The organism is Curtobacterium sp. JUb34, assembly GCF_003755065.1.
Lineage (GTDB): Bacteria > Actinomycetota > Actinomycetes > Actinomycetales > Microbacteriaceae > Curtobacterium.
Window position 1 is genome coordinate 583,841 of sequence record NZ_RJVH01000003.1, and the last position, 16,198, is coordinate 600,038.

The following is a 16,198-nucleotide window of genomic DNA, read 5'->3' on the forward strand; positions in this document are numbered from 1 at the left end:
CCGTCCGTCATCCCTCCGTGGGGCGCCGTGCGCTCTCCGCAGCCGGCTCGTCGTCGAGACTCGCGTCGACCGCCGGGTCGGGTGAGACCGTCTGCGGTCGGACCGGGACGTCGTCCAGGACGGCGGCACCAGAGGGTCCCGACCCGCCGCGCACCCGCTTCTTGACGGCGGCCCACGGCCGACCGAACGCGGATCGCGGCGCGCGCTCCGACGGCCCGTCGACCTCGAGCCCGTAGTACGCGCCGACGTGTTCGAGCAGGACCTCGCGTTCGGCCTTGTCGTACGCCCGCCGCTCACGGGTGAAGGCGATGATCGTCGACCAGCAGGTGAGCAGCAGCACGACGCTGAAGGGCAACGCCGTGGTGATCGCCGCGGTCTTCAGGGCATCGAGGCCACCGCTCAGCAGCAGGGCGACCGCGAGCAAGGCCGAGACGAACGCGAAGAACACCCGCAGCCAGTTCTTCGGCTCGATGTCGCCGCCGGACGCGATCATCGCCATGACCAGGGCGCCGGAGTCCGACGAGGTCACGAAGAACACGCCGATGAGCAGGATCGCGCCGAACACCAGGACGGTACCGGCGGGCAGATCGCCGAGCAGGGTGAAGAGGGAACCCTCGACGTCGACCGAGCCGTCCGCGCCGACGAGCCCGCCGCCGCCGTCGGTCTCGCGGTGGATCGCGGCGCCACCGAGGACGGCGAACCACAGGAACGTGAGCACGGTCGGCACGAGCAGGACGCCGAAGACGAACTGGCGGACGGTGCGGCCCTTCGAGATGCGCGCGATGAAGACGCCGACGAACGGCGCCCACGACATCCACCAGCCCCAGTAGAACGTGGTCCACGCGCCCTGCCAGGCCTCGCCCTCGGCGCCCTGCTGCGCGGTGACGTTGAACGACAGACCGACGACGTTCTGCAGGTACGAACCGATCGACTGCACGAAGTCGCGGAGCAGGAACTGGGTCGGGCCGACGATGAGCACGAACAGCAGCAGCGCTGCGGCGAGCAGCAGGTTGAAGTTCGACAGGATCTTCATGCCCTTCGCCACCCCGGTCACGAGCGAGACGATGGTGACTGCCGTGATGGCGGCGATGATGACGATCTGGCTGACGATCCCGCTGTCGGCGATCCCCGCGTCCTCGAGCCCGGCGCCGATCTGGATCACGCCGAGGCCGAGCGACGTCGCGACGCCGAAGACGGTGCCGACCAGGGCGAGCACGTCGATGAGGTTGCCCCAGCCGCCGCGCACGCGGTTGCCGAGCAGTGGCTCGAGGGCCCAGCGGATCGAGACCGGACGGCCGCGGCGGTGGATGGCGTACGCGAGTGCGAGGCCGAGCACCACGTAGATGGCCCAGGCGTGGAGTCCCCAGTGCAGGAACGTCTGGGTGAGGGCCTGCTGCGCGAGCTCGCTCTCCGAACCGGTCACGCCGGGACGCGGCGAGGCGAAGTGGCTGAGGGGTTCCGAGACGCCGTAGAACACGAGGCCGATGCCCATGCCCGCCGCGAAGAGCAGCGAGAACCACGACCCCGTCGAGAACTCGGGCTCGTCCCGGTCCTTGCCGAGCTTGATGTCGCCGAACCTGCTGAAGCCGACGAACACCGAGAAGCCGACGAAGAAGGCCGCGATGAGGACGTAGTACCAGCTGAAGTTCCGGACGATGCCGTCCTGCAGGCCGACGAACATCGCCTCGGCACTCGACGGCGAGACCAGCGTGAACGCCACGAACCCGAGCACGAGGACGGCGGCAGGCCAGAACACCCACCGCCGGACCTCCGAGGTCGTCGTTCCTGGGCTGGACGGGGGAGCAGAGGTGGTGCTTGGCATGCGTTCCATGGTGCCTGGCGGCGGCTCTGTGCGTTCGCTCAGGCGTGTCGCACCGGATGGCGGCGTGCGCACGGTGCGCGCGGCGGTCGCGCTGACGACTGCCGGACGGGAGGCGCGGGGCGGGGTCGACCCGCGCCTCCCGTCCGTCTGCTGGTCGGCCGCACCCCGTCAGGTGCGATTACAACGTTGACTTCCGTTTTACAGCGCTGTAAACAAGACGTGCGCGACGACGCGCACGAGGGAGTTGCCCGATGGTGGGAAGCAGGACCGGAACGATCAGCGCGGCCGTGAGCCGGCGGGGGTTCCTCGCCGGAGCAGCCGGCGGGATCGCGCTCGGCACGATGGCGCTCGCGGGGTGCGCGGCACCGCGCGCAGCGGCCGGGGGTGCGACGACGCTGCGCTTCTACGAGCAGAAGCAGGAGGTCATCGCGTACTTCGACGCGCTGCTGCGGCGCTTCGAGAAGGGGCGCTCCGGGCTGTCGGTGGTGCACGACAGCACGGCGGCGATCGCGCCGCAGTTCGTCCGCGGTGAGCCGGCCGACGTCGGCTGCTTCAACGACAACCTGGAACTCGCGCGGTACATCTCGCGCGGCGTGCTGAGCGACCTCGGGGACCTGCCGTCGGCGGCGCGCGTCCGGCCGGACATCGACACCCTGACGAACCAGTACGCGAAGTTCGAGGACCGCACGAGCGTCCTGCCGTACTCGCTCGCCGCCGCCGGGGTCATCTACAACAAGCGCATCTTCGCCGACCACGACCTGCCCGTGCCGACGACGTGGGACGAGTTCGTCGAGGTGTGCCGGACGCTCCAGAAGGCTGACGTCACACCGATCTACGCGACGGACCGCGACACGTGGACGCTGTGGCAGGGCCTGTTCGACTACTCCGTGGGCAGCCTGGTGGACACCGGGTCGTTCTTCACGAAGATGAAGGCACTGGGCACCGACGTCGGGCCGGACTCCGCGGTGTCGTTCGAGAAGGACTTCGCGGTGCCGATGGAGCGTGCGAAGACCATCTCGACGTTCTTCAACCCCGACCACGCCACCCGTGCCTACGCGGACGGCAACCTGGCGTTCGGCAAGGGCGAGGCCGCGATGTACCTGCAGGGGCCGTGGGCGCTCGGACAGATCGCGCTCGTGGACGAGGAGCTCGAGGTCGGGACGTTCGCGCTGCCGGTGTCGAACGACCCCGCCGACCGGCAGGCTCGCGTGAACATCGACCTCGGCCTGTGGATCCCTACCGCGTCACAGCACCCGGACGAGGCGAAGGAGCTCGTCGAGTTCCTCATGCAGCCCGAGGTCATCGACGCGTACAACCGCGACAACCTGGCGTACTCGCCGACCGAGGACGCGCCACCGCAGCAGGACGAGCGACTCGCCGGCCTGCAGCAGTACGTCGACGACGCCGCGTTCTACCAGGGCGCCGGCACCTTCATCCCCACCTCGATCCCGCTCGGCAACTACCTGCAGTCGGCGATCCGGAGTGGGGACTTCACCTCGATGCTGCAGCGGCTCGACTCGGACTGGCGGCGTCTCGCCGGCCGTTCGGCGACGGTCTGAGCCGGACCAGGACTCCAGGAGCCACCATGACCATGCAGACCCCGCTCTCCCGCGACACCGACCCGGCGACGTCCGGGCCGGCCACCGCGGCCGCCCGCACGCACCGCGTCGGTTCCCTCCGTCGGACCGAGGGCATGTACTACGTGTTCCTCGTGCCCGCGCTCATCGCGTTCACGGCCTTCGTCGTCGCACCCGCGTGCGTCGGCATCTTCTACAGCTTCACCGACTACCTCGGCTTCGGGCAGTGGGACTTCCTCGGGCTCGAGAACTACCGGGCGCTCGTGTCCGACCCGGCGATCCTCGCCTCGTACGGCTTCACGCTCGGGTTCGCCGTCGTCACCGTGATCGTCACGCAGGTCATCGCGCTGGCACTGGCGATCGCGCTGGCGAAGAAGATCCGGTTCGCCGCCGGACTCCGGTCGATCTTCGTGATCCCGATGGTGATCTCCGGGATCATCGTCGCCTACGTGTTCAACTTCCTGTTCTCGAACACCGTGCCAGCACTGGCCACGAGCGTCGGGTTCGGACCGCTCGAGCAGAGCATCCTCGGCGACCCGAACCTGGCCTGGGTCGCGATCGTGATCGTCTCCGCCTGGCAGACCGTGCCGGGAGCCCTCCTCATCTACACCGCCGGGCTCACCTCGATCCCGGAGGAGCTGTACGAAGCGAGCTCGCTCGACGGCGCGACCGGCTGGAAGCAGCTGCGGGCGATCACGCTGCCGCTGCTCGGCGGCTTCATCGTCATCAACACCGTGCTCGGCGTGAAGGGCTACCTCGGCGCCTACGACGTCATCGTCGGTCTGACGAACGGTGGCCCGGGCAGCGCGACGAGCAGCGTCGCGATGACCATCTTCGGCGGCTTCACCGGCGGCGACTACGCCTACCAGATGGCGAACGCGACCGTGTTCTTCATCATCACCGTCCTCATCTCCGTGCTGCAGCTCGCGGCGACCCGCGGAAGGAACCTGCGACTCGCATGACCGCCATCGACACCCGCCCACCCACCGACACCCGCACGGTGACCACCGGCGACGCGCGACGACCGGGCCGCGGTCACCGCCGACGCCTCGGCGGCACGAACTGGACCCTGACCGTCGTGCTCGGACTCGCCGCGCTGACGGTGCTCATCCCGCTGTACGTCACCGTCGCGATGGCGTTCAAGACGAGCGAACAGTCCGTCGACGGCAACGCCCTGTCGCTGCCGTTCCCGTTCAACCCCGGCTCGTTCGCGTCGGCCTGGGAGCTCACGCGCTTCCCCGTCTCGTTCTCGGTGTCGCTCGGCGTCGCGGCGCTCACCGTCGTCGCGACCCTGCTGCTCAGCTCGTTCGCCTCGTACGCGATCGTCCGGAACTGGCACAAGCGGTTCTTCCGGTGGTCGTTCGTCTACCTGCTGGCGGCGATGTTCCTGCCGTTCCCCGTCGTGGCGCTGCCGCAGATCAAGCTGACCGCCCAGATGGGACTCGACAACCCGATCGGCGTCGGCATCCTGCACGCCATGTTCCAACTGTCGTTCAGCGTGCTGCTGTACTCGGCGTACCTGCGGTCGATCCCCGTCGAACTCGAGGAGAGCGCCCGCATCGACGGCGCGAGCACGTGGCAGATCTTCTGGCGGATCATCCTGCCGCTGCTCGGGCCGATGAACGCCACCGTCGGGATCTTCGCGTTCCTGGCGTCGTGGAACGACTTCATGATGCCGTCGCTCATCACCGCCGACCCGACCCTGCAGACACTGCCCGTGGTGCAGAACATCTTCCAGAGCCAGTTCGGCACGAACTACAACGTCGCCTTCGCCTCGTACCTGATGGCCATGGCACCGACGATCATCGTCTACCTGTTCGCGCAGCGCTGGGTCATCAGCGGCGTGACACAGGGCGCGGTCAAGAGCTGAGGGGTACGACGTGACCATGACCGAGACCACACTGCCGACGATCCGGCCGTTCCCCGGATCCGACCCGGTGGCCGACCCCGCTGCCGTCGTCACCGGCGAGCACTGGCGGATCACCGTCCTGGACGCCGGCACGTTCCGCATCGAGTGGAGCGACGACGGCGGGTTCGAGGACCGTGCCTCGACGTTCGCGATCCGACGACGGGTGCCGGTGCCGGCGTTCACGACGGAGCGCGTCGGTGCCGCAGCCGAGGGCGCTGGCGGCATCGTCATCACGACCGAACGGGCCCGGCTCCGCTACGACGGCGGTCCGTTCAGCCCGAGCGGCCTGGTCGTCGAGACCACCGGCCCCGACGCGAACCGCTGGCGCTGGGGACAGGAGCCCCGCGACCTCGGCGGTACCGGCCGCACCCTGGACGACGTCGACGGCCGGATGCCGCTCGAACCCGGCATCCTGGCCCGCGACGGCATCACCGCGCTCGACGACAGCGAGTCGTTCCTGTTCGAGGACGACGGCTGGATCGGCACCCGCGTGCCCGGCCGCCGCGACGTCACGGTGTTCGCGTACGGCCGTGACTTCGACGCCGCACTCCGCGCCTTCCATCAGGTGTCCGGTGCACCCACACGCCTGCCCCGGTGGGCGCTCGGCAACTGGTGGAGCCGCTACCACCCGTACAGCGACACGTCGTACCTGGAGCTCATGGACCGGTTCGCCGAGGAACGCCTGCCGTTCTCGGTCGCGGTCATCGACATGGACTGGCACCGCGTCGACTCCGTGCCGCCGCAGTTCGGCGACGGCTGGACCGGCTACTCGTGGGAGCCGTCGCTGTTCCCCGACCCAGTGGCCTTCCTGGCCGAGCTGCACCGGCGGGGGATGCGCACCACGCTCAACCTGCACCCCGCCGACGGCGTCCGCGCGTTCGAGGACGCCTACGTCGCGGTGGCCGAGGCGATGGGGGTCGACCCGGCGACCGGACAGCCGATCCCGTTCGACCCCACCGACCGGCGGTTCCTGCAGGCGTACTTCGACCAGCTGCACCGGCCGCTCGAAGCGCAGGGCGTCGACTTCTGGTGGATCGACTGGCAGCAGGGCAGCGAGAGCGGCCTCCCCGGCGTCGACCCGCTCTGGCTGCTCAACCACTTCCACCTGCTCGACTCGGCGCGGGCCGGAGACCAGGGCATGACCTTCTCGCGCTACGCCGGCCCGGGCAGCCACCGCTACGCCGTCGGGTTCTCCGGCGACGCCGTCGTGTCCTGGGCGTCGCTGGCGTTCCAGCCCGAGTTCACCGCCACCGCCGCGAACATCGGCTACCCCTGGTGGAGCCACGACATCGGCGGCCACACCCGCGGTGTCCGCGACGACGAGCTCGCCACGCGCTGGGTGCAGTTCGGGGTGTTCTCGCCGATCATGCGCCTGCACTCCGCCAACAACCCGTTCATCCGCAAGGAACCGTGGGTGTTCCCGGCCGAGGCACGCACCGCGATGGGGGAGGCCCTGCGCTTCCGTCACCGCCTGGTGCCGTACCTGCACACCATGAACCACCGCACCGCCGAGGGCACCGCGCTCGTCCGTCCGCTGTACCACCTGGAACCGCGGCGCGACGAGGCGTACCGGGTGCCGAACACCTACGCCTTCGGGTCGGAACTGCTCGTCGCCCCGATCGTCGCACCACGCGACCCGGTCACCCTGCACGGATCCGCACGGGCCTGGCTGCCGCCGGGGACGTGGACCGACGTCTTCACCGGCACGGTGTACGCCGGCGACCGGTTCGTCGACCTGCACCGCACCCTCGACACCGTGCCCGTGCTGCTGCGCGACGGCGGGGTGCTGCCACTCGCCGCCGAGGACGAACTCGACGCCACCGCGAACCCGACGGCGTTCGAGGTCCTCGTGGCCCCCGGTGCCTCCGGCTCGTTCACCCTGGTCGAGGACCAGGAGGGCGACACCGACCGCACCGCCTCGACCCGCCTGACGTGGGACGCGGCGCTCGCCGAGTTCCGCGTGCACGCCACCACGGGCGCGATCGACGTCGTCCCGGCCCGGCGCGACTGGCGGATCACGTTCCTCGCCGCCCCGGCCGACGGGCAGGTCGTGGCGGCCCGCGGCGCGGACCGGTTCTCGGTCGACCTGACGGTCGACGCGGCGACGGGCGGAGCGGTCACGCTGACCGGGCCGCCGGTGGTCGGCGTCGATGCGCGCGAGGCCGTCCGGCGTGCCCTCGAGCGCGCACAGGCCGGCAACGCCGAGAAGCTCGCCGCGTGGGAGATCGTGTCGAAGGACCTGCCGCGCGCCGACGGGATCGTCGAGCTCGGCACCGTCGACCTGCCCGAGAGCCTGCGTGCCGTCGTCGTCGAGCTCCTGGGGAGCGTGCACCCGGGCGAGCGCTGAGCGGCCCCGAGACTCGCGCTGGGCGACACTTCTCGGGCGGATCGCCACGAGGAGTGTCGCTCAGGCCGAGACTCGGCCCTGCACCGAGCCGTCCGCGAACGGCGCGCTCTCGCCCACCAGCAGCCGGTGTCCGACCGTGACCAGCCGCCCCGGCACCGCCGAGCCGTCGATGCGCTCGAGCAGCAGGTCGAGGGCGGTGTCCGCGAGTGCGACGGTGTCCGGCGCGACGGACGTCAGGCTCGGCACCAGGCTCGAACCGAGCCCCATCGCGTCCCAGCCGACCACGGCGATGTCCCGCGGCGCGTCGAGTCCGCGCAGCCGCATCGCCCGCAGCACCCCGAGGGCGGCGAGGTCGTCTCGGCACAGCAGTGCGTCGACCCGCAGCCCGGCGTCGAGCGCCCGACCGAACGCGGTCTCGGCACCGGCGGCGTCGCCGACCTCGCGGGGGACCAGGAGCGCATCGTCGACGGGCAGCCCGGCGGCGGCGAGCCCCGCGCGGTAACCGTCGAGTCGCAGCCCGGAGGTGCGGGACTCCGGACCGGTCTCGTGCCCGAAGAACCCGATGCGCCGGCGACCGAGGGCGACCAGGTGCGCGACCGCCTGGGCCGCCGCGCCCGCGTTGTCGATGACCACCTGGTCGGCGTGCTGGGGGCGGACGTCCTCGCCGAGGAACACCACGGCGGTGTCCCCACGGATCCGGTCGATCGCCTCGGGGGTCAGGACCTGGGGGTGGATGACGACGCCGTCGACCACCCCGGCCTCGCGACCGCGCACGGCGGAGCGCTCGCCGTCGGCCTCGCCGAGGGTCTCCTCGAGCAGCAGCTGGTAGCCGCGTTGCGCACAGACACGGGAGAACACGTGCGCGAGCTCGGCGAAGTACGGCCGCCGGAGGTCGGGGAACGCGAACGCGAGCATGTTCGACCGGCCGGTGGCGAGCGACCGTCCGGAGACGTTCGGGCGGTACCCCAGCTCGTCGATCGCGGCCTGCACCCGGTCGCGCATCGGTGGGCTGACGTGCTGGTAGCCACGCACGACGTTGGACACGGTCTTCATCGAGACGCCCGCGTGCGCGGCGACGTCCTGCAGCGTGACCTTGCCCATCCGATCACCGTAGTGGGGCAGGCGGATTGTCAGGTGGAATCGCACCTTCAGGCCCTAGGGTCGCAACAAGCGCAATCGCGTGAACTACCACGAACCGGTCGAAGGGCCGGTCCGCACCGGAAGGTTGGTCCACTTGACCACCACTCCGCTCGCCCCGGGCTACACACGTACTCGTCCAGGAACAGGAAGCCCCAAGGGCACCTCGACCTACTCCGCCCTGCTCGCGCAGGTCAAGGAGAACGGACTCCTCCGCCGCCGCACCGGGTTCTACTGGTCGCTGTTCGGCACACTCATCGTCACCTTCGCCCTCGCGTGGGTCGCGTTCGCGTTCCTGGGTGACTCCTGGTTCCAGCTGATCGTCGCCGGCGCGCTCGGCGTGATCTTCACGCAGTTCGCGTTCCTGTCGCACGAGGCCGCGCACCGCCAGGTCTTCGCCTCGCAGAAGTGGAACGACCACGCCGGCCGCTGGCTCGGCACGTTCCTGGTCGGCCTCAGCTACTCGTGGTGGATGAACAAGCACACCCGCCACCACGGCAACCCGAACACCGTCGGCAAGGACCCCGACATCGCGCCGGACGGCATCCGGTTCCTGCCGGAGGACGCCGCCGCCGTCAAGGGTCCGCTCATGACGACCTTCATGCGGTTCCAGGGCTGGCTGTTCTTCCCCCTGCTGACCCTCGAGGGCCTCAACCTGCACCGGTACGCGGTGCAGAGCATCGTCACGGGCAACGGCACCAAGGCCGACGTGAAGCACCGCTGGCTCGAAGCCGCCCTGCTCGTCGCCCGCTTCGGCATCTACCTGACGGTCGTGTTCTGGTTCCTGCCGTTCGGCATGGCCTGCGCGTTCCTCGGTGTGCAGCTCGCCGTGTTCGGCGTGATGATGGGCGCCTCGTTCGCCCCGAACCACAAGGGCATGCCGACCATCGCGCACGACGCCAAGGTCGACTTCTTCTCGCGCCAGGTCCGCACGTCGCGCAACATCCGCGGCGGCTGGTGGGTCTCGTTCCTGATGGGCGGCCTGAACTACCAGGTCGAGCACCACCTGTTCCCGTCGATGCCGCGCCCGGCGCTGAAGCAGGCCCGCCTGCTCGTCCGCGACCACTGCGACACGCTCGACGTGCCCTACACCGAGACCACCCTGCTGCGCTCCTACGGCATCGTCGTCCGGTACCTGAACCGGGTCGGGCTCGCTGCCCGCGACCCGTTCGCCTGCCCCATGGTCGCGCAACTGCGCATCCACTGACCCGTGCTGTCGACCATGCCGACCGGCACCGTGAAGTGGTTCGACCACGCGAAGGGGTACGGCTTCATCCACCCCGACGACGGGTCCGAGGACCTGTTCGCCCACTTCTCGAGCATCATCGCGACGACCGGCTACCGGTCGCTCGAGGAGAACGACCACGTGCAGTACGACGTGGGCCCCGGCAAGAAGGGCCCGCAGGCGGACAACATCTCGATCATCCGCTGACGCGGACGACGGACGGGAGGCACGGTGCCAGCTGGCAGCGTGCCTCCCGTCGTTTCTTTCCCATGTCCACTGCGCTGCTATGGGGAAGCGGGCGTACCTGGTCGAAAGAAATGGGCAGGTACGCCCGATTCCGCCAGGTACCTCCGCGCCCCCTCCCCGCTACTTGATGCCGGTCGACGCGATGCCCTGCACGAACTGCCGCTGGAACGCCAGGAACACCACGAGCAGGGGCAGTACGGTCACGGTCGCGATGGCCATGACGGCTCCCCACGGCGAACTGAACGCCGGGTTGTTCGTCAGCGTGGACAGGGCCACCGGCACGGTCAGGTTCTCGTTGCCCTGCAGGACCACGAGCGGCCACAGGAAGTCGTTCCACCGGGTCATGAAGCCGAGGATGACGAGTACGCCGACCAGGGGACCGCACGATGGCAGCACCACCCGGAAGAACGTCTGGAACTCGCCGGCGCCGTCGAGCCGAGCGGCCTCCATCAGGGCGTCCGGCACCCCGAGCATGAACTGCCGGGCGATGAAGATCCCGACGACGTCGAACACGGTCGGCAGGATCACCGCCCAGGGGGAGTCGACCAGGCCGATCTTCGCCACGACCAGGAAGCTCGGCACCAGGGTGACCTGGATCGGGATCATGATCGTCACGAGGAACGCCGAGTACAGCAGTCCGCGGCCCACGAAGCGGAACTTCGCCAGGGCGTACCCGGCCATCAGCGAGACGACGACGCTCAACGCGGTGCCGACGCTGGTGATGAGCGCGGAGTTGCCGAGCCACCGCCAGACCGGTTGCGTGCTGAACACCTGCGTGTAGTTCTCGAACGTCGGCCGGGTCGGGAACAGCGAGAACGTACCGCTCTGCGACTGCCCACCGGGGGTGAGCGCTGAGACGACCATCCAGTACAGCGGGAACACCATCAGGATCGCCAGGGCGGTGAGCCCGGCGACGAGCACCCAGCGACCAGGCCGGCGCCGGGTGCGGGCTCCAGCCGGACGACGGCGGGGACCACGGACATCGAGTACGGCCATCAGAGCATCTCCTCCGCCTTGCGGTTGGCGCGCTGCCGGAGCAACGTGAACACGAGCAGGATCGCGACGAGCACCAGGCCGAGCGCCGCGGCGTAGCCCATCCGGGCATCGATGAACGCGGACCGGAACACGTACTGGATCAGCACGGTCGTCGAGAAGCCAGGGCCACCGCCGGTCATGACGTAGATGACGTCGAAGGCCTGCAACGAGAACACGACGTTCAGGATGAGCAGGATCGACGTCGTCGGACGGAGCAGCGGCCAGGTGATGGTCCGGAACCGGACCCAGCGCGAGGCGCCGTCGATCGCGGCGGCCTCCTTGAGCTCGGCGGGCACGGACTGCAGCGCGCCGAGGTAGATCACCATGCAGAACCCGATCCGGGTCCAGACCACGACGACCACCAGGGTCGCCATCGCCCACCCCGGAGCGGTCAGCCAGGGCACGCGCCCCAGTCCGAGCGCCTCGAGCAGGTTGTTCACGACGCCGTAGTCGCCGTTGAAGATCCACGACATGATGACGCCCACCACGACGCCGGCGGCGACCATCGGCACGAAGAACAGTGCGCGGAACACCGAGCGCCCGGGCAGTGGCCGGTTCAGGGTGACGGCCAGCGCGAGCCCGATCGCCATCGAGGTGGGCACGGTGCCGAGCGTGAACACGAGCGTGTTCCGCAGCGCCGTGCCGATGAGCGGGTCGGAGCCCATGTCGACGAAGTTCTCCCCGCCGACCCAGGTGCCGTCGCCGAGCGACGTGCTGGAGTCCTGGAAGCTCAGCGCGATCGCCGTGATGATCGGGACGAGCGAGAACCCGAGGAACAGCAGCGCAGCTGGGCCGATGAACACGTACGGGACGAAGCGGCCCCGGCGCGGTCGGGATCCGCCGCCCGCGGGGAGTCCGCCGGTCGGTGGGGCGGTGGACGCCGTGGTGCGGACCGGCGCGGTCTCAGTTCGCAGTGACACTGCGCATCGCCTCCATCATCTGGTTCGAGGCCTCTTTCGGGCTCAGCTGACCGAGCAGGCAGAGGTCGAGGTAGTCGGCGAACACCGCGTTGAGCGAGCTGAAGTACTCGCCGCTCTCGGCCTTCACCATCGAGAGCGGGATCGTCGTCCCCTGGTCGATGAACCGCTGCATCGTGTCGGTGTTCGCGGCGTACCCGATGTCCTTCGCATCGAGGGACTTCCGGGCGGGCAGCCAGTTCCCGTCGTGGCAGAACTGCTGCATCTTCGACCGGGACGTGATCATCGCCACGAGTTCGGCCGCCAGCTCCGGGTGCTTGCTCGACTTCGTGACGGCCAGGGCGTTGCCGCCCAGGTCGCTCGCCTCGCCGACGTTCCGGATCATCGGGGCCGTGCCCCAGTTGTCCGGCATGTCGGTGTCGAGCTGCGCGATCGACTCCGGGTTGTTGAGCATCATGCCGATCTGCCCGGTCAGGAACAGGTTCCGCGAGACGTCGCCGCCGCCGCTCTTGCTGAGGTTGCCCGTCGTCGCGAGGCCCTCGGCGTACCACTTCCGGCCGAAGGCCAGGGCGTCGATCGCCTCAGGGGTGTCCATCGACGGGGTGGCACCGTCCTCGCCGAGGAACGCGCCGCCGTTCTGGTGGACCAGCGGCAGCCACCGGTAGGCCGTCTCGGGCGAGGACCAGCCGTAGCCGAACGCGTACTTGCCGGTGACCTGCTTGACCTCCTTCGCGATCTCCAGGAACTCGTCCCACGTCCACGCGTCTGCCAAGGCCTCGGGCGGCGTGACACCGATCTGCTCCATGACGTCGCGGTTGTAGTACGTGATGAAGTTGTCGGTGTGCTGGAAGACGCCGTACACGCCGTCGTCCCGTGCGCCGATGGCCCAGAACGGGTCGCTGTAGTCCTTCCGGTAGTCCGCCGGGACGGCCCCCGAGATGTCGACCAGGCTGCCGTTCGCGGCGTACCGGCCGATCTGCTGCGGGGTGATCCGGATGACGTCCGGCGCCAGGTCGGCGGCGAGCCGGGTGATGAACCACTGGTGGAACTGCCCGGTCGTCACCTCGACGGCGACGCTCGTCCCGGGGTGCGCCGCGACGAACTCGTCGGCGATCGCCTGGTAGCTCGTGATGTCCGTCGGGATGTTCCAGGTGGACAGGCGGATGTGCTTCGTCCCGCCGCGGCCGGTCGTGCCGCCGCCGGCGCACGCTGCCAGCGCGCCGGTCAGCGAGATGCCGGCGAGGGCGAGGAACCCCCGTCTGGCGAGCTGGGGGGATGGTCGGGTCGGCATGGTCCTCTCCTTTGAGGTCGTGGTGCCGTTCAGGTCGGCCGGGAGGCGCGGGGTGCGCACACGGGGCGCCGCGCGTCCGACGTGGGGTCGCGTCCTGGACCCGACCCCACGTCGGGCGCGACGGTTCAGACGAGCGCGGGGCGGGCCTCCCGGTCGGCCACCGGTGCCGCGGTGACCGCGTCCGCCGGACGCAGCGACTCGGGGAGGAGCGCCGCGTGGGCGTGCAGGAGCTCGTCGGTCATCTCGGCGATGCGGTCGAGCGTCAGGTGCGCCGCCGTCAGCGGGTCCAGAGCCACCGCGTGGTGGACGTGCTCGACGTTGCCCGTGAGTGCAGCGCGCACCGCCAGGGTCTGCACGTTCGTGTTCGTGCGGTTGATCGCGGCGAGCTGCGGCGGGAGCTCACCGAACGACGTCGGCTGCACCCCCTTGCCGTCGACCAGGCACGCGACCTCGACGCAGGCATCGGACGGCAGGTTCTGGATGACGCCCGTGGCGTTCGGCACGTTGCCGTAGACCACCGCGGGGACGCCCGTCACGATCGCGTTCACGATGCTCGCGCCGTACTCGACGCTCGGCGTCAGGTCGGCCTTGAGCTTCTCGAGCTGCGTGTCCACGTCGCCCTGCTCGTCGTGCGCCAGGCAGATCTCGTAGTAGTCCCAGCGCTCCGGGATGTACTCGAGCACCGTCTCCGGGTCCTTGCGGAAGTACGGCACGTACTCGCTGGCGTGGTGGCTCGACTCGGTCTCGAAGTACCCGAACGAGCGCATCAGCTGGGTGCGGACCTGCTCGTTGCCGCCCTCGTAGTTGCTCGCCGCGGCAGCTGCCTCGCTGTGGTCGCCGTCGTCGTCGTGCAGGTCGGACGCCGCGACGCCCCGCTGGTGCTTCGCCGTCATCACCTCGCGCAGACGCGGGTACAGGTCCTCGCCGTTGCGACGCGTGAACTCGAGGATCCACGCCTGGTGGTTGATGCCGGCGCTGACGAACTCGACCTCGTCGTACGGCACGCCGAGCGTGCGCGCCAGCATGCGGGTCGTGCCCTGCACGCTGTGGCAGAGCCCCACCGTCCGGAGCCCCTTCGCGTTGAGGAACGCCGTGGCCATCGCCATCGGGTTCGCGTAGTTGATGAACTGGGCGTCCGGGCAGAGCTCGAGGGCATCGCGGGCGATGTCCTCGTACGCGCGGACCGACCGCAGGAAGCGGAAGACGCCGCCCGGGCCGACGGTGTCGCCGACCGCCTGGTCGATGCCGTACTTGCGCGGGATCTCGACATCCCACTTGTACGACTCGACGCCGCCGACCTGGAACGTGATGATGACGACGTCCGCACCCGCCAGGGCCGCACGCCGGTCCGTGGTCTCGAGGACCTCGACACCGAGGCCGTGGTGGGCGACGAGCTCGCGGGCGGCCGTCGCGGTGCGGGCGACCCGGCCCGCGTCGAGGTCCATGAGGTGCAACGTCGCGTCCTGCAGGGCGGGGAAGGAGACGAGGTCGCCGATGAGGCGGAAGGGGAAGACGAAGCCGCCGGCGCCGATGATGGTGATCTTGGTCATGTGTCGACGGTAGGAAGCGCGGGGGTGTGCGGTCCTCCGGCTTCGGACGGTGGGGTTCCAGGATCCTCGGATCGGTCCGTGTGTCGAGGTGTCGGCCGGTGCGCTGCGCACCGGGCTCTGACGTAGTCTCGACATCGTGCTCGACGTGGAGACGATGGAAGCGGCGTACTGGAGCCACCGTGGCCCGGCCCCGCTCATGGCGTCGTCCCACCGGCACGACGACCTCGAGATGAACCTGGTGCTCGAGGGGCACCTGGACTACCGGTTCGGCGGGGCGCCGGTCAGCGTGCACGCGGGCGAGATCGCACTGTTCTGGGGCTGGACCCCGCACCAGCTCGTGGGTGACGGCACCGGCACGGGCGAGTTCCGGTGGGTGCACATCCCGTTGGCCGAGGTGCTGGCGTGGGGACTGCCCGACCACGACCTCGGAGCGATGCTCCTGAACCGCCCGGTCGTCGTGCCGACCGCAGCTGCCGGCCGTGACGTCGAGTCGATGCTCGGGTCGTGGCAGCGGGACTTCGCGGACGACGGTGCGGAGATCATCGCCAACCTGGAGGCCCAGGCGCTCGTGCGTCGCCTGCTCCGGCACCACCGCGACGCCGTGGACCTGCGGCCAGGCGGCGGGCACGGCACCGCGGATGCCATGCACCGCGTGATCGACATGGTGCGGTTCGTGGTGGACCGGTTCCGCGAACCGATCGAGGTCGCTGACGTCGCAGCGGCCGCACACCTGCACCCGCACTACGCGATGTCGGTGTTCCGGCAGGACGTCGGCACCACGATCGTCGAGTACCTGACACGGTGCCGGGTGGCCGAGGCACAGCGGTTGCTCGCGACGACGTCGATGACGACGTCGGAGATCGCGCACGCCGCGGGCTTCGGGTCGCAGTCGAGTTTCTACGTGCACTTCACCCGCGCCTGCGGGAGTGCACCGGGGGCGTACCGGGCACGGGCTCGCTGACCCGGTGTCCCCACGCACGAGCAACGCCCCGTCGCGAGCGACGGGGCGTTGGCCGTTCCGGTCTGCCATGCACAGCCGGAGTACGTGGGGTGTTACTTGATCTGTGCGGTGATGGTGGCGGTGCCGACGAGGAGGCCGCGCTTGACGGCGTCGGTGCCGAAGGTCTTGTTCAGCAGGCCGG

At 69.8% G+C, this 16,198-nt stretch carries 13 protein-coding genes; 7 read left to right on the plus strand and 6 right to left on the minus strand.

What is annotated here, in order from left to right:
• Nucleotides 1–7 precede the first annotated feature (7 nt).
• Entirely contained in the window at nt 8–1,831 is a 1,824-nt protein-coding gene (locus EDF63_RS13955) for a BCCT family transporter (protein ID WP_395872056.1), read from the minus strand.
• 278 nt (nt 1,832–2,109) lie between these two features.
• On the opposite strand from EDF63_RS13955, the gene EDF63_RS13960 reads away from it, so the two are divergent.
• The 4 genes from EDF63_RS13960 to EDF63_RS13975 are packed head-to-tail and all read left to right on the plus strand — an operon-like array spanning nt 2,110 to nt 7,655.
• Nucleotides 2,110–3,381: an ABC transporter substrate-binding protein gene (locus tag EDF63_RS13960; protein ID WP_123313585.1), complete on the plus strand. Its 1,272-nt coding sequence runs from the start codon at nt 2,110–2,112 to the stop codon at nt 3,379–3,381.
• A gap of 26 nt (nt 3,382–3,407) precedes the next feature.
• A complete protein-coding gene (locus tag EDF63_RS13965; protein WP_123313586.1) occupies nt 3,408–4,361 on the plus strand; it encodes a carbohydrate ABC transporter permease in 954 nt (317 codons plus the stop codon).
• Nucleotides 4,358–5,269, plus strand: a complete 912-nt coding sequence (locus tag EDF63_RS13970; RefSeq protein WP_123313587.1) for a carbohydrate ABC transporter permease — start codon at nt 4,358–4,360, stop codon at nt 5,267–5,269. Before EDF63_RS13965 ends, EDF63_RS13970 begins: the two co-directional genes overlap by 4 nt.
• 16 nt (nt 5,270–5,285) lie before the next feature.
• Nucleotides 5,286–7,655: a TIM-barrel domain-containing protein gene (locus EDF63_RS13975; RefSeq protein ID WP_123313588.1), complete on the plus strand. Its 2,370-nt coding sequence runs from the start codon at nt 5,286–5,288 to the stop codon at nt 7,653–7,655.
• A 60-nt stretch (nt 7,656–7,715) separates the two neighbouring features.
• Here the strand turns inward: EDF63_RS13975 and EDF63_RS13980 are convergent, their stop codons facing one another.
• On the minus strand, nt 7,716–8,756 hold the full coding sequence (locus EDF63_RS13980; protein WP_123313589.1) for a LacI family DNA-binding transcriptional regulator: 1,041 nt from the start codon (nt 8,754–8,756) through the stop codon (nt 7,716–7,718).
• A gap of 133 nt (nt 8,757–8,889) precedes the next feature.
• Between EDF63_RS13980 and EDF63_RS13985 the strand changes: the two genes are divergently transcribed.
• Both EDF63_RS13985 and EDF63_RS13990 read left to right on the plus strand, forming a co-directional pair.
• Complete coding sequence (locus EDF63_RS13985) at nt 8,890–9,999, plus strand: acyl-CoA desaturase (protein ID WP_123313590.1); 1,110 nt, start codon at nt 8,890–8,892, stop codon at nt 9,997–9,999.
• Nucleotides 10,000–10,014: 15 nt separating this feature from the next.
• Nucleotides 10,015–10,224 carry a cold-shock protein gene (locus tag EDF63_RS13990; protein WP_111086735.1) on the plus strand — a complete coding sequence of 70 codons (210 nt, stop codon included), beginning with the start codon at nt 10,015–10,017 and terminating at the stop codon, nt 10,222–10,224.
• A gap of 159 nt (nt 10,225–10,383) precedes the next feature.
• On the opposite strand, the gene EDF63_RS13995 is transcribed toward EDF63_RS13990, so the two are convergent.
• The 4 genes from EDF63_RS13995 to melA all read right to left on the minus strand — a co-directional run bounded on the left by EDF63_RS13995 (nt 10,384) and on the right by melA (nt 15,056).
• Nucleotides 10,384–11,259, minus strand: a complete 876-nt coding sequence (locus EDF63_RS13995) for a carbohydrate ABC transporter permease (protein WP_123313591.1) — start codon at nt 11,257–11,259, stop codon at nt 10,384–10,386.
• Nucleotides 11,259–12,218 (minus strand): carbohydrate ABC transporter permease, encoded by a 960-nt coding sequence (locus EDF63_RS14000; RefSeq protein ID WP_123313592.1) that lies wholly within the window; start codon nt 12,216–12,218, stop codon nt 11,259–11,261. The genes EDF63_RS13995 and EDF63_RS14000 overlap by 1 nt, the downstream gene beginning before the upstream one ends.
• Nucleotides 12,202–13,506 (minus strand): sugar ABC transporter substrate-binding protein, encoded by a 1,305-nt coding sequence (locus EDF63_RS14005; RefSeq protein ID WP_260233120.1) that lies wholly within the window; start codon nt 13,504–13,506, stop codon nt 12,202–12,204. The genes EDF63_RS14000 and EDF63_RS14005 overlap by 17 nt, the downstream gene beginning before the upstream one ends.
• Before the next feature lie 125 nt (nt 13,507–13,631).
• On the minus strand, nt 13,632–15,056 hold the full coding sequence (melA, locus tag EDF63_RS14010; RefSeq protein WP_123293867.1) for an alpha-galactosidase: 1,425 nt from the start codon (nt 15,054–15,056) through the stop codon (nt 13,632–13,634).
• A 136-nt stretch (nt 15,057–15,192) separates the two neighbouring features.
• On the opposite strand from melA, the gene EDF63_RS14015 reads away from it, so the two are divergent.
• The gene (locus EDF63_RS14015) at nt 15,193–16,017 is read left to right on the plus strand and encodes a helix-turn-helix domain-containing protein (protein ID WP_123313593.1); all 825 of its coding nucleotides are present in this window, start codon (nt 15,193–15,195) and stop codon (nt 16,015–16,017) included.
• Nucleotides 16,018–16,198 lie beyond the last annotated feature (181 nt).

Coding starts and splice junctions, on each gene's coding strand:
- EDF63_RS13970 (WP_123313587.1), top strand. CDS start 4,358: ATGACCGCCATCGACACCCGCCCACCCACCGACACCCGCACGGTGACC.
- EDF63_RS14005 (WP_260233120.1), bottom strand. CDS start 13,506: ATGCCGACCCGACCATCCCCCCAGCTCGCCAGACGGGGGTTCCTCGCC.
- EDF63_RS13980 (WP_123313589.1), bottom strand. CDS start 8,756: ATGGGCAAGGTCACGCTGCAGGACGTCGCCGCGCACGCGGGCGTCTCG.
- melA (WP_123293867.1), bottom strand. CDS start 15,056: ATGACCAAGATCACCATCATCGGCGCCGGCGGCTTCGTCTTCCCCTTC.
- EDF63_RS13975 (WP_123313588.1), top strand. CDS start 5,286: ATGACCGAGACCACACTGCCGACGATCCGGCCGTTCCCCGGATCCGAC.
- EDF63_RS13995 (WP_123313591.1), bottom strand. CDS start 11,259: ATGGCCGTACTCGATGTCCGTGGTCCCCGCCGTCGTCCGGCTGGAGCC.
- EDF63_RS13965 (WP_123313586.1), top strand. CDS start 3,408: ATGACCATGCAGACCCCGCTCTCCCGCGACACCGACCCGGCGACGTCC.
- EDF63_RS13990 (WP_111086735.1), top strand. CDS start 10,015: ATGCCGACCGGCACCGTGAAGTGGTTCGACCACGCGAAGGGGTACGGC.
- EDF63_RS13955 (WP_395872056.1), bottom strand. CDS start 1,831: ATGGAACGCATGCCAAGCACCACCTCTGCTCCCCCGTCCAGCCCAGGA.